General features: G+C 63.4%; 13 protein-coding genes. 3 read left to right on the top strand and 10 right to left on the bottom strand.

Translation table 11 applies throughout. The annotated features are described in order from the left end of the window. Positions 1-14 precede the first annotated feature (14 nt). The 8 genes from ehuB to ACODR6_RS18865 form a co-directional block, all read right to left on the bottom strand. Positions 15-866, bottom strand: a complete 852-nt coding sequence (ehuB, locus tag ACODR6_RS18900) for an ectoine/hydroxyectoine ABC transporter substrate-binding protein EhuB (RefSeq protein WP_130281054.1) — start codon at positions 864-866, stop codon at positions 15-17. Between the two features lie 61 nt (positions 867-927). Beyond that, positions 928-1,941, bottom strand: coding sequence for a N(2)-acetyl-L-2,4-diaminobutanoate deacetylase DoeB (gene doeB / locus ACODR6_RS18895; RefSeq protein ID WP_489023860.1), 1,014 nt, complete (start codon positions 1,939-1,941; stop codon positions 928-930). A 7-nt stretch (positions 1,942-1,948) separates the two neighbouring features. Beyond that, on the bottom strand, positions 1,949-3,127 hold the full coding sequence (gene doeA / locus ACODR6_RS18890) for an ectoine hydrolase DoeA (RefSeq protein ID WP_489023596.1): 1,179 nt from the start codon (positions 3,125-3,127) through the stop codon (positions 1,949-1,951). Next, positions 3,124-4,137: an ectoine utilization protein EutC gene (gene eutC / locus ACODR6_RS18885; protein ID WP_489023594.1), complete on the bottom strand. Its 1,014-nt coding sequence runs from the start codon at positions 4,135-4,137 to the stop codon at positions 3,124-3,126. The genes doeA and eutC overlap by 4 nt, the downstream gene beginning before the upstream one ends. Further along, complete coding sequence (eutB, locus tag ACODR6_RS18880; RefSeq protein WP_489023592.1) at positions 4,134-5,147, bottom strand: hydroxyectoine utilization dehydratase EutB; 1,014 nt, start codon at positions 5,145-5,147, stop codon at positions 4,134-4,136. Before eutB ends, eutC begins: the two co-directional genes overlap by 4 nt. A 69-nt stretch (positions 5,148-5,216) precedes the next feature. Then, positions 5,217-6,665: a MocR-like ectoine utilization transcription factor EhuR gene (gene ehuR, locus ACODR6_RS18875; RefSeq protein WP_489023590.1), complete on the bottom strand. Its 1,449-nt coding sequence runs from the start codon at positions 6,663-6,665 to the stop codon at positions 5,217-5,219. 138 nt (positions 6,666-6,803) lie between these two features. Then, positions 6,804-7,109 (bottom strand): hypothetical protein, encoded by a 306-nt coding sequence (locus tag ACODR6_RS18870; RefSeq protein ID WP_112717736.1) that lies wholly within the window; start codon positions 7,107-7,109, stop codon positions 6,804-6,806. A 31-nt stretch (positions 7,110-7,140) separates the two neighbouring features. Then, positions 7,141-8,028 carry a LysR family transcriptional regulator gene (locus ACODR6_RS18865; RefSeq protein ID WP_489023587.1) on the bottom strand — a complete coding sequence of 296 codons (888 nt, stop codon included), beginning with the start codon at positions 8,026-8,028 and terminating at the stop codon, positions 7,141-7,143. Between the two features lie 112 nt (positions 8,029-8,140). Between ACODR6_RS18865 and ACODR6_RS18860 the strand changes: the two genes are divergently transcribed. The 3 genes from ACODR6_RS18860 to ACODR6_RS18850 are packed head-to-tail and all read left to right on the top strand — an operon-like array spanning position 8,141 to position 10,291. Then, on the top strand, positions 8,141-8,854 hold the full coding sequence (locus tag ACODR6_RS18860) for an SDR family NAD(P)-dependent oxidoreductase (RefSeq protein WP_489023585.1): 714 nt from the start codon (positions 8,141-8,143) through the stop codon (positions 8,852-8,854). Further along, complete coding sequence (locus ACODR6_RS18855) at positions 8,820-9,191, top strand: tautomerase family protein (RefSeq protein ID WP_489023583.1); 372 nt, start codon at positions 8,820-8,822, stop codon at positions 9,189-9,191. The genes ACODR6_RS18860 and ACODR6_RS18855 overlap by 35 nt, the downstream gene beginning before the upstream one ends. A 2-nt stretch (positions 9,192-9,193) precedes the next feature. Then, positions 9,194-10,291, top strand: coding sequence for an NAD(P)H-dependent flavin oxidoreductase (locus ACODR6_RS18850; RefSeq protein WP_489023581.1), 1,098 nt, complete (start codon positions 9,194-9,196; stop codon positions 10,289-10,291). A 13-nt stretch (positions 10,292-10,304) separates the two neighbouring features. On the opposite strand, the gene ACODR6_RS18845 is transcribed toward ACODR6_RS18850, so the two are convergent. Together ACODR6_RS18845 and ACODR6_RS18840 are read right to left on the bottom strand one after the other, a co-directional pair. Continuing rightward, the gene (locus ACODR6_RS18845; protein WP_489023579.1) at positions 10,305-11,513 is read right to left on the bottom strand and encodes a DUF3422 domain-containing protein; all 1,209 of its coding nucleotides are present in this window, start codon (positions 11,511-11,513) and stop codon (positions 10,305-10,307) included. Between the two features lie 137 nt (positions 11,514-11,650). After that, positions 11,651-12,352, bottom strand: a complete 702-nt coding sequence (locus ACODR6_RS18840; RefSeq protein ID WP_489023577.1) for a GntR family transcriptional regulator — start codon at positions 12,350-12,352, stop codon at positions 11,651-11,653. Between the last annotated feature and the right edge of the window lie 24 nt (positions 12,353-12,376).

The following is a 12,376-nucleotide window of genomic DNA, read 5'->3' as shown; positions in this document are numbered from 1 at the left end:
GGCGCCTTCTGCCGTTACTTGCCGGCGCAGAGGTCGTCGACCTTCTTGTCGGCCGCTGCAGCGATACTCTGTTCGGACAGGCCGTACTTGGTGAGGATCGCCTTGTACTCATCCGTCGTGCGGAACTTGACGAGGGCGGCGTTGAAGGCGTCGCGCAGTTCCTTGTCTTCCGGCCGGAAGGCAAAGCCACCATAGTTGCGAACCGGCGCATCCTTGACGATCGGGTCCGTGAACGGCGCGACCTGCTCGACCTGGGCCTGGCCCTTTGCGAGTGCGGCAACGGTCAGTTCGGTCGCTGCATAGGCGTCGGTGCGGCTCTGCACGGTCGGGATAGCATCGGCATTGGCCGGAATGAAGACGATCTGCTCATCCTTGACGCCGACGGCGCGCAGGAAGTCGACATTGTTGGCGCCGGAGACGACGGCCACCGTCAGCGACGGATCCTTGGCGATGTCGGCATAGGTCTTCAGGCCCTTCGGATTGCCCTTCTTGACGAGCAGGCCTTCGCCATAGGACGAGTTCGGCTCGGTGAAGGCGACCTGCTTGCAACGTTCCGGCGAGATGTTCTGCTCGGCCGCGGCAAAATCGAAGCGCTTGGCTTTCAGGCCCGGGATCAGCGTGCCGAATGGCGTGACCGTCCAGTTGATCTCTTCGATCCCCATGGATTTCAGCACGGCGCTGGCGACATCGGGACCGATGCCGGCAGAGGTGCCATCGGGCTGCATGTAGGAATAGGGCACTTCATTGGCGGTCGCGGCACGGATGTACCCCTGCTGCTTGACCTCCTCGAGTGTCAGTGCGCTGGCAGACGTTACGCCCAGCATCAGTGCAAGGGCGGAAAGGCCGGCGATTGTCTTGATTGGCATGCGAATTCTCCTCTGGTTAGGGTTTTGCTGTCCGTTTTCGGATCTCGCGGGTTCTCTACGGTTAGGTCTCCTCCGTGATCGTGGCGATCACGGAAAGGCAGTCGCCGGCCTTGATCAGGCCGGGTACGTGGCGAGCCGCGAGCACACCATCCATGGCGGCGCGGTACTCGATTGGCGCAATGCCGGTTTTGCCGACGGGGTAGACACGGGCGATGACCTCGCCTGTCCTGACCGGATCGCCGAGATCGGCGGCGAAGGCGATCAGTCCCTCATCCTGCGCAAAGGTGAAGCAATCGCTCGATGGCATATCCAACCAACGAGTGGGCGCGGCATTCGGTTCACCCGAAAGGATCCCGGCATGCCGCAGGAGATTGAGGCTGCCCTTGCGGGCGATCTCGATCGACCGCGCCGTGGCCGTCCCGGCGCCGCCGAGTTCGGTGGTGACGAAAACCTTGCCCATCTCCTCGACTGTCGTATCGAGCATGCCGACCGCGTCGATCTCCAGCATCTTCATCGAGAAGGGTGCGGCGAAGGCCGCGACGGCATTAAAGCAGCGCGCTTCCTGATCCTTGTCCGGCAGTTCGTGGGCTGCGGCATAGGGCAGGAAATCCAGTGTCCTGCCGCCGGAGTGGAAGTCGAGGACGATATCGGCGAGCGGTATGAGATGACGCGTGACGAAGTCGGCGATCTTCTCCGTTACCGTACCATCCGGACGGCCCGGAAAGCTGCGGTTCAGATTGCCCCGGTCAATCGGCGAAGTCCGCGTGCCAGCGCGAAACGCGGGATAATTGAGCGCCGGAACGATGATGACGCGTCCGTTGATCGCGGCGGGATCAAGCGTCTGCGCCAGTTCGAAAAGTGCCGCCGGCCCCTCATATTCGTCGCCATGGTTTGCCCCGGTCAGAAGCGCGGTCGGGCCCTCGCCGTTGGCAATGACGCAGATCGGGATCATCACCGAGCCCCAGGCGCTGTCATCGCGGCTATAGGGCAGGCGCAGATGTCCGTGCTGCACGCCCTTGCCGTCGAAATCGACGGAAGGGGTGATCGGCGAAGGACGGAGCGCGGCGCTGGTCAGCATTGCCTCAACCCTTCACGAACAGCTGGCGCGGCACATTCGACAGGCATTCGACGCCGGTGTCGGTGATCGCGATGCTCTCGGTGATCTCCAGCCCCATATCCTCGAGCCAGAGACCGGTCATGAAATGGAATGTCATGCCGGGCTTCAGCTCCGTCCGGTCGCCGGGGCGCAGGCTCATGGTGCGCTCGCCCCAATCCGGCGGATAGGAGAGCCCGATCGGGTAGCCGGTGCGGTTGTCCTTGATGATCCCGTATTTCTTCAGAACGGCAAAGAAGGCGTTGGCGATGTCCTCGCAGCTGTTGCCCGGCTTGGCCGCTGCAAGCCCGGCTTCCATGCCTTCGAGGGTCGCCTTCTCCGCATCGAGAAAGGCCTGCGTCGGCTTGCCGAGAAAGACGGTGCGCGACAGCGGGCAATGATAGCGCTTGTAGGCGCCGGCGATCTCGAAGAACGTGCCCTCGCCAAGGCGCATCGGCTTGTCGTCCCAGGTGAGGTGGGGCGCCGAAGCGTCGGCGCCCGACGGCAGAAGCGGCACGATTGCCGGATAGTCACCGCCGAACTCGGGCGTTCCCCTGATGCCCGCGTCATAAATCTCGGCCACGAGATCGCATTTGCGCATGCCGGGTTCGACGACCTCGACGATGCGCTTGTGCATCAGTTCGACGATCTTGCCGGCCTTGCGCATATAGTCGAGTTCGGTCGGGCTCTTGACGGCGCGCTGCCAGTTGACGAGGCCGGCTGCGTCCTTGAAGCGGGCGTGGGGCAGGTTCTTCTGCAGCGAGGCGTAGGCTGCCGCCGAGAAATAATAGTTGTCCATCTCGACGCCGACGGTCAGCCCCGACCATTTGCGCTCGTCGATGATCTGCGAGAGCAGATCCATCGGGTGGCGCTCGGTCGACTGCACATAGTGGTCCGGGTAGCCGATAATATTGTCATGGTGCAGGTAAGCGGTGCGCTTGGCGCCGTTGGCATCCTGCTTGCGGCCATACCAGATCGGCTCGCCCGATGGCGGCACCAGCACGCATTGATGCACATAGAAGGACCAGCCATCGTAGCCGGTGAGCCAGTGCATGTTGGACGGGTCGGTGACGACGAGCAGGTCGATCCCGGCCTTTTCCATGGCATGACGGGTCTTGGACAGGCGCTCGGCATATTCCTCACGCGTAAAGTTCAGCGTCACGCTCACGCGGCATCTCCCATTTCTCTTTTGTTTTCGATTGTCTGACCGCTGCCTGCCGCTGTTGCGCGGCTGACGGCCAGATTGGCGATCGCAGTGTCCTGCACGCCGGTCCCGGTCAGGTCGGCAAAGGTTATGTCCCCGGCGCTGACGCGACCCTTCGCCGTACCGGCGATCACCGCACCGAGCTCGGCGAATTGCTGTTCCGGCGTTGCGGCGCCTGCCTTGATGGCGTGGTGCAGCTCGCCGAGAATGCGCGTCTGCGAAAGGCGATCGGCGATATAGGTGGCGCGGGCGAAGACGGCAGGGTCGATCTCGTTCTTGTGCTCAGAGTCCGATCCCATCGCCGTCAGATGCTGGCCGGGCTCGAGCCAATCGGCCATCAGGATGGGCTTTTCGGCCGGTGTCGTCGTGACGACGATGTCGCTGCCGCGCATCGCCTCGCGCGGATCGGAGAAGGTGGTAACGCCGATGCCAAATTGCCGCGCGCATTCGGCCGCGAGCTTTTCCGCCTTTGCATGATCACGCGCCCAGATGCGCGCCGATTTGATCGGGCGCACCAGCATCAGCGCCGAGAGCTGCAGCTGCGCCTGCATGCCGGCGCCAAAGATCGTGGCGACGGACGCCTCCGCGCGCGAGAGGTGCCGGGCGGCAACCGCACCGGCTGCGGCGGTGCGCACGTCGGTCAGATAGCCGTTGTCGAGAAGCAGGGCTTCGACCAGCCCCGTCCTGGCGCTGAACAGGATCATCAGCCCGTTGAGGCTCGGCAGGCCGAGCTTCGGGTTGTCGAAGAAGCCGGGGCTGACCTTGATCGCGAAGCCATCGAAGCCCGGCACATAGGCCGTCTTGACGTCGACCTCACCGCGGAATTCGGGAATGTCGAGCCGCAGGATCGGCGGCATCGCCACCGGCTGCGTCGCCAACGCCAGGAAGGCCTGCTCGATGCAGTCGACGGCCGAAATATCAAGGCTGACGACGGCGCGCAGGTCCCGTTCCGTCAGGATGCGAATGCGGCTCATGCAGCACCTCCCTCGACGATATCCCGGTGAACCCTGGCGTCGATATTGCCGCCCGAGAGGATCACGACAGTGGGGCCGGTGAGTTCGACTTTGCCTGCGAGAATGGCGGCAATGCTGACCGCTCCGGCGCCCTCGACGATCTCGCCCTCTTCGCGCGAAGCGTGGCGGATTCCCGCGGCGATCTCGTCTTCGGTCAGCAGGACGATCTCGTCGAGCAGATCGCGGCAGAGCGGGAAGGTCACGCGGTTCGAAAGGCCGATGCCGCCGCCGAGCGAATCCGCCAGCGTCTCCTCTTCGCGCACCGCGACGGGCCTGCCGGCGGCAATCGATGCATGCATGGCGGCGCCACGCTCCATCGAGATGCCGACGATCCGCGCCTGCGGCCTCAGCGCCTTGACCGCGACGGCGATGCCGCCCGCCAATCCGCCACCGGACAGGGGGATGAGAACGGTCGCGAGATCGGGCAGATCCTCGACGATTTCGAGGCCGATCGTGCCCTGACCGGCAACGACGTCAGCATGATCGAACGGCGGGATCGGCGTCAGACCGCGGCTTTCGACCAGCCGCTCGACCTCATCCTGCGCATCGTCCTGCGACACGCCGACAATGCGGATTTCGGCGCCGAGCGCCCTGATGGCCTCGACCTTGTTGGCCGGTACCAGCGATGACATGCAGACGGTTGCGGGAATGCCGAGCGCCTGCGCGGCATAGGCAACGGCGCGGCCGTGATTGCCCGTCGAGGCGGTGACGAGGCCGCGCTCGCGGGCCGCAGGGTCTAGCGCGAGAATGGCATTCGTCGCGCCGCGCAGCTTGAAGGCGCCGATCGGCTGGCGAGTCTCGAGCTTGAGATGGACTGGCTGGCGGGCACGCTTGGAGAGGGAAGGGGAGCGAACGAGCGGCGTGCGCGTCACGCGTCCGCGGATGCGATCGGCAGCGCGCTCGATGTCAGCCAGGCTGACCGGCAGTGTCTCGTTTTCTGTTGATCTCGGCTCGCTCTTCATGATTGTCATGTTGAGAGCGAAGTAAAATCATGTCAATTATTATATTGTAATGATTCAATGATTGTCCTGAACCGGACATCATCCGATGGAGCCGACGTCATAGACGGGCGGCAACTGCTCGAAAGCCTGGCGCACTGTCGTCAGCGCTTTCCGGAGTGTCGCGTGGCTCATCCGCCCGCCAAGGCAGATCCGGATGCCGCCGCCATGGCCGGGGCCGGCAATGAAGGGCTCCGACGGCGTGACCGCGACATTCTGGTTGGCCAGCGAGCGCACTAGGCCGTCTTCCGTCCAGTGCTGCGGCACCTTCAGCCAGGCGCAGAGCGAGAGAGGGTGGCTGGAGGCGAAATGGTCGCCGAGGATTTCGGCGGCGATGCCTTGGCGCGTCCGCGCCTCATCGCGCTGTATCGCCAGCAATTCCTGTGCTGTGCCGTTCTCGACCCAGCGCGTGGCGATCTCGGCCGTGAGATAGGTGCCGCTCCAGCTCGATACCCTAAGAATGGAAGCGGCACGGATGGAATAGGCCGGTGGGACGACGAGGTAGCCGACCCGCAGGCCGGTCAGCACCGTCTTGGTGAAGCTTGTGGCGAAGAAGCCGAGATCGGGCAGTAGCTCGGTGATGGAAGGCAGGTCCTCCTCGATCATCGGTCTGTAGACCTCATCCTCGATGACGAAGATGCCGTAACGCTGTGCAATCTCGGCGATCGCGCGTCGGCGCTCTGCGCCGGCGACGTGGCTCGTCGGGTTGTTGAGCGTCGGAATGAGCACCAGCGCCCTGACACTGCCCACGGCGCAAGCCGCTTCCAGCGCATCGGGCAAGATGCCCTCGGCATCTGTCGGCAATCCCTTCAGGCTGAAGCCGAGGATATTGGAGAGCCCGATGATCCCGTGGTCGGTGAGGTTTTCGCACAGCACGACATCGCCGGAGCGGATGATGCAGCTCAGGGCGAGGAAGATGCTGTGCGCCGCCCCGTTGGTGACGAGGATGCGCTCGGCGCCGGCGCTGACGCCCATCGGCTGCAACCAGAGCCGTGCTGCCTCGCGATGACGGTCGAGCCCGGCGATCGGCCGGCAGGGCCGCATGAAGCTCGCAATATCGCTCTCGGCAAGCTCGCGAAAAATCTCACGGGAAGCATCCTCATGGGCATCGAGATAGACGGCGCGGATGATCGAGAGGTCGAGCACTTCGTTCTGGCTGTGATCGAGCATCATCCGGCCCGCGCGATCGGTGACGCGCGCCTTGACGAAGGTGCCGCGGCCGATTTCGCCGCTGAGATAGCCGAGCCTCTCCGCTTCCTTGTAGGAAAGGCTGACGGTTTGGACCGACAGGCCGAGTTCCCGCGCCAGGTCGCGATGCGTCGGCATCCGGTCCATCGGCTTGAGGATGCCGGAATCGATATCGGCGATGATCCGCTCGGTCAGAGCCGCATGCTTCGTCTCGCCCTTCTGCTTCGCCACGCTCGGCCGCCAGACGACCGGCTTTGTCGCGGGAGTCGGATCGGTGGCGAAAGGATTGGCTTGGCGGCGCATGAATTGTCTCGTTTTGAAGGCGATAATTTCATGACATTATGCACGCTTCGAGCAGAAAGATGAAGCGCCCCGCGCCGCCGATCGCGATCAGCCCGCAAAAACCACTCAAAGCGTTACGCCGCCGCTGTTTTTTGGCTCTCAGATCCCGGAGCCGTCGAGATTCTGTTCGTCCTCGCCTTCCCAGGGTGTGGGCATCGCGGCGCGGCTCACGTCCACCGTTGGAAGCGGCATCCAACACTTCAGTTCCGGTTCGGCATATTCGATGATCTGCCCCGGCGAAGAATCGGATGCCCGCCAGCCCTCGGCGCCAAACCGGTCGCCATTCGACCAATAGGCAAGATCGACCTCGGCAGGCCCCTGTTCGACGGCGCGGATCGTCACAAGGATCCGGCTGCCGTCTCTCGGTGCGCTTGCCATGTGGCGCCAACGGTCTGGTTCGGCCATTTTCTTCCTCCCATGTTGATCTTCGTCAGTCTCACGCCTCGAATAGCGCTCGTTCATCAGCAAACTTCCCAGCGATGAAATCGCAGACCGCACGTATCGGCGTCTCCTTGCGATCCTGGCGCCGTGTGAGCAGCCAGATTTCGCGCGGCGGCGGAACCGGCTCAAGCCGGCAGAGCCTGAGGGAGCGCTCGGCGCGTCCGATATAGTGGGGCAGAAGCGCCAATCCGGCGCCCGATCTGGCGGCGGTTGCCTGCGCGACCTGATTGTTGGCGCGAAACACCAGCCGTTCATTCGGGAACTCCCGGGCAAGCCATGCGGCTTCCGGCAGATAGGAATTCGTCTCATCAAACCCGATGAATTTCGGCGCAGCACCTTCCTCCACCTCTTGGCAGATGACCGGCGTGCCGTAGAAGCCGAACGCCATCGGCAGCAGCAGCTTTGCCATCAGGTCTCCATCCTGAGGCCGGCCGAGACGAATGGCAATGTCTGTTTCATGACGCTCAAGGCTCACCGAGCGAAGATCAGTGGCGAGATCGATGTCCAGTCCGGGAAACTGAAGCGGGATTTCGGCCAGGCGCTCCGTAAGGAAACCCTGCGCAAGCGCCGGAGGGGCATTGATGCGAACCAGCCCCCGGGGCGCGCCATCAGTGCCGCCGCGTACCAGCGTCTGAACTGCCGTCTCCATGTCGCTGGCAACCGCGAGCGCCTGCGTGCCCGCTGCTGTCAGGACGTAACCATCCGGCCGTCTCTCGACCAGCTTCTCGCCGAGCGTCGCCTCGAGCGAGCGGATCCGCCGCGCGATGGTCGCGTGATTGACCGACAGGGTGCGGGCCGCCGCCGAGAGGCTGCGATGCCGCCCGAGCGCCAGGAAGACGCGGATGTCCTGCCAGTCAGGCTCTGTGCGTTTTTTCTCAGCCACTGAGAACCAATAGCCAATTTCACACAAGAAGTCACCAGCCTACCTCTGGTGGGCAAGACAATCAGCCCGCCGGCTGACCGCAGTCAGCGGCCGGACAAGGAAGGAAATCATTATGAGCAGCGAACAGAAAGTCGTCATCGTCACCGGCGCCTCGCAGGGCCTGGGTGCCGGTATCGTCAAGGCCTATCGCGAGGCGGGCTATGCCGTCGTCGCTAATTCCCGCAACATCAAGCAATCCGCCGACACTGGCATCGTCGCGGTGCCCGGCGATATCGGCGAACGCGCCGTCGCGCAGACACTCGTCGATACCGCCATCGAGCGCTTTGGCCGCATCGATACGCTGATCAACAATGCCGGCGTTTTCATCGGCAAGCCCTTCGTCGACTATACGACGGACGAGCTCGCCAATGTGCTGAAGGTCAATATCGAGGGCTTCTTCCATATCACGCAGCTGGCGCTGCCCCATCTGGAAAAGCATCACGATGGGCATATCGTTCAGATCACCACGACGCTTGTTCATCAGGCTCTCTCCGACGTGCCGTCGGGTCTCGCCCTGCTGACCAAGGGCGGCCTTGATGCTGTCACCCGCGGTCTGGCGATCGAATATGCAAAGCGTGGCGTGCGGGTGAATGCCGTGGCACCCGGCATTATCAAGACGCCGATGCATCCCACCGAAACCCACGAATTTCTCAAGGGCCTGCATCCGGTCGGCCGCATGGGCGAGATCGGCGATGTCGTCGATGCCGTGCTCTATCTCGAGCGCGCCCGCTTCCTGACCGGCGAAACCATCAATGTCGATGGCGGCCAGCACGCCGGACGCTGGTAACTCACGCTTGCCCGCGTTCTGCGCGGGCAGCTCTCCACGTTCATCAACCGCCGCGTCGGATCAGACGACCGGCATAGCGAAGGTAAGAACCATGCCTTATGTGAATATCAAGGTAACGCGTGAAGGAACGGTGCCGGGCGCGCAGGCTACGACGCCGGAGCAGAAGAAGGCGCTGATCAAGGGCGTCAGCGATCTGCTTTTCGAAGTGATGGGCAAGCCGCATGCTTCGACATTTGTCGTCATCGATGAGGTCGAATTGGAGAACTGGGGCGTCGGCGGGGTGACCACTCCGGAATTTCGCCGGAAGCAGGCTGAACAAGACGCCAAATCCGAATAGGGTTGCCGGCGGGCGCCAGAGAAAAGGAGGTCGTGACCATGGAATCCCGGAAAGACAGCCGCATCACCGATCTCTTCGGCATCGATCTCCCCATCATCCAGGCGCCGATGGCGGGAGCCACGACGCCGGAGATGGTGATGGCGACGAGCGAGGCCGGCGGTCTGGGCTCGCTGCCCGGGGCAATGCTGACGGTCGAACAGATGCGAAGTGCGCTCGACCAGATTCGCGCCGCGACGCGAAAGCCTGTCAACGTGAACTTCTTCGCGCATGCCGCTCCTGAGCCGGACCCCTCCGCGCAGATGCTGTGGCGGGCGGCGCTGTCTGCCTACTACGTCGAGCTCGGTCTCGATCCGGCCGATGCTGTTCCATCGTCCAATCGCGCGCCGTTCGACGCGGCTTTCTGCGAGATCGTCGAGGAGTATCGTCCCGAGGTCGTCAGCTTCCATTTCGGCCTTCCGGGCGACGCGCTGCTTGCAAGGGTGAGGGCGACGAATGCCAGGATCATCGCTTCTGCCACCACGGTAGCCGAGGCGCGCTGGCTCGAAGAGCGCGGCGTCGATGCCGTCATCGCGATGGGATACGAGGCGGGCGGTCATCGCGGCAACTTCCTGAGTATGGATATGGCAACCCAGGTCGGGACTTTCGCGCTCGTCCCGCAGATCGCCGATGCCGTCTCGGTGCCGGTGATCGCCGCTGGCGGCATTGCCGATCAGCGCGGTGTGCGCGCCGCCTTCGAGCTCGGCGCATCCGCCGTCCAGGTGGGCACGGCCTATCTCCTGACGCCGGAAGCAAAAGTTACGGACTTTCACCGCCAGGCGCTACGCGCCGGAGGCGCGGACAAGACGGCGCTGACCAATGTCTTCACGGGGCGGCCGGCCCGCGGCTTCATGAACCGGCTGATGCGTGAGATCGGCCCGCTCTCGGATATTGCTCCGGCGTTTCCAACAGCCGGTGGCGCCCTGATGCCGTTGCGCACGGCGGCCGAAAAGACCGGCAGCTCCGATTTCTCAAGCATGTGGTCCGGGCAAGCCGCGGGGCTGGCAAAGGAGAGATCCGCTGCCGAGCTCACCCGCTATCTCGCCGCGGCGATCAGGCAATAGGGCAGTCCGCTCCCTAGTGCTCCGAACTCAACGCATGCTTGACCCGCAGGATCGTCAGGCAGACCGTACCGATGACGATCGGGATCGAGACCAGCATCACCAAGGGATCGATGTGATATCCCGCATGATCAGCGGTTTCGAACACGACCTTCAGCAGGCTGAGCAGGTAATAGCTGATCGCGATGATCGAGAAGCCCTCGACGGCGCGCTGGATCTTCACCTGTGTCGCCGCCCGTTCGGCCATGGCCTGGATCTGCACGGCGTTCTGGTGTTCGATCTCCACCTGAATGCGCGTCTGCAGAAGGTCGATCAGGTGGGTGGTCGCCTGTGAAAGCTGTTCCAGCCGAAGCGCCGTCGCCTGACAGGTACGGACGGCGGGCTTGAAGCGGCGCGCTACGAAAGTGCCGTAGCGCTGGATGCCGGGCACATGGGTTTCGCGCAGCAGCGCAATGCGTTCCTCGACAATAGTCGTGTAGGCGCCGGTGGCGCTGAACCTGTTGCGGGTCTCGGCGGCTGCCGAAATGATCTGCGAGGAGAGCACCGTGATATCGGCCAGCAGCTCCTTGTGTTCGTCTGCCGGGATCAGCAGATTACGGTTCGTCAGCTCGATCAGTTTCCGGTCATAGGCGCCGATCATCGGGGCCAGACGATGAGCGACCGGCAGGCCGAGCAGGGCCATCGCCCGGTAGGTCTCGATCTCGAATATGCGCCGGACCATCCGGCCGAGTCGATGGGCGTTCAGATCCCTGTTGAAGAGCAGGATACGGCTCGACCCATCCTGCCGCACCTTGAAATCGGAGCAGACGAGGGCGGAGCCACCACCGATGAAGGAGGCCGCGGTGTCGCCGAAGCCGAACCTTGCCAGATGCGGCGGGAGGTCCTCGGCGGTTTCGTCGACGACCAGGATTGCTACTCGGCAGATCTGTTTTGGCGATGCGATGCCGGTCAGTTCCACCACTTCGCTATCCGATAGTTCGGAGGACGGCCATTCCGCTGCGTCGGCAGAGAGTTTTCGAAGCCGCGTCACCGTTACGAATTCGGTGTGCCGCTCGACGCGGACTGCGACATCCGCTTCATTCGACAGGGTGTCGTGAAATCCCATATGGCTCGCCGCACTGCCTTCGCCCGGCATGATGGCGACATGCTCGACGAAAGCCGGGCCATCGAAATAGATCGACGGGCGCGCATGTAGTTCCGCATTGAAATCCGACGACGATTCCATTTCTGCTCCATCCCCAAGGTGGGAGGACGCTACAAAGGGAGATTTGAGAAGAAAAGCGGTAACCGCGGCTCGAATTAGGTTTGCCGCATAAATATCGATTTAACTCAATGGCGAGACGGCGGAGTGCCGAAGTCGCGCTATTCGAACAGATCCGGATGGTCCGCTTCGATCTGCGGCAGGTCCGAGAGAATGCCGTTCAGATGCGCGCGCATCGCCGCGTCGGCCGCATCGGAGTTGCGCGTATCGATCGCGGTGATGATTGCCTCATGCTCGGCGATCAGCCGCAGCATGGAATCCGGATGGCGGAGCTGCAGGTTGCAGACGCGGTCCATATGCGCCTTGATATCGGAGATGGCGTTCCAGGCGAGGCTGCAGCCCGCGCCCTCGGCGATCGCGATGTGAAACTGTTCGTCCTCGCGGCGGAAGGCGTTGTGGTCCTGCGCCTCCATGGCGGCGCGCTGGCGCATGAGGATCGTATCGATCCGCCGCCGCGTCCAGGTGTCGAAGCTTTCGCTGGCGCGCCGCGCAACGGCGGTCTCCAGCGCCTCACGCACGAAGCGGGCTTCCATCATCTGCCGCGCCGAGATGCGGACGACGACGGTTCCGCGATTTGGGCGGATGTCGACGAGCTTGGATTTGCCGAGCGCGATCAGGGCTTCGCGCACCGGCTGGCGCGATACGCCCATGCGGGTGGCGATTTCCTGTTCCGAAAGCCGCATGCCGGGAGCGAGCTCCAGCTGAATGATCAGCTCGCGCAGGTCCCGCTCGACCTGTGCTGCGGCGGTTTCGCCGGTCTCAACCTTTAAAGTTTCGAGGTGCATATCTCGTGCCGCCGTCATGCGTTGACATCCATTTAAAACCAC

The organism is Rhizobium sp. FG96, from assembly GCF_057808655.1.
This window is presented reverse-complemented; position numbering and strand designations above follow the sequence as displayed.

What these genes read in the sequence shown, in the direction of transcription:
- ehuB (WP_130281054.1), bottom strand. Translation starts at nt 866, where the DNA reads ATGCCAATCAAGACAATCGCCGGCCTTTCCGCCCTTGCACTGATGCTG.
- eutC (WP_489023594.1), bottom strand. Translation starts at nt 4,137, where the DNA reads ATGAGCCGCATTCGCATCCTGACGGAACGGGACCTGCGCGCCGTCGTC.
- eutB (WP_489023592.1), bottom strand. Translation starts at nt 5,147, where the DNA reads ATGACAATCATGAAGAGCGAGCCGAGATCAACAGAAAACGAGACACTG.
- ehuR (WP_489023590.1), bottom strand. Translation starts at nt 6,665, where the DNA reads ATGCGCCGCCAAGCCAATCCTTTCGCCACCGATCCGACTCCCGCGACA.
- ACODR6_RS18870 (WP_112717736.1), bottom strand. Translation starts at nt 7,109, where the DNA reads ATGGCCGAACCAGACCGTTGGCGCCACATGGCAAGCGCACCGAGAGAC.
- ACODR6_RS18860 (WP_489023585.1), top strand. Translation starts at nt 8,141, where the DNA reads ATGAGCAGCGAACAGAAAGTCGTCATCGTCACCGGCGCCTCGCAGGGC.
- ACODR6_RS18855 (WP_489023583.1), top strand. Translation starts at nt 8,820, where the DNA reads ATGTCGATGGCGGCCAGCACGCCGGACGCTGGTAACTCACGCTTGCCC.
- ACODR6_RS18845 (WP_489023579.1), bottom strand. Translation starts at nt 11,513, where the DNA reads ATGGAATCGTCGTCGGATTTCAATGCGGAACTACATGCGCGCCCGTCG.
- ACODR6_RS18840 (WP_489023577.1), bottom strand. Translation starts at nt 12,352, where the DNA reads ATGACGGCGGCACGAGATATGCACCTCGAAACTTTAAAGGTTGAGACC.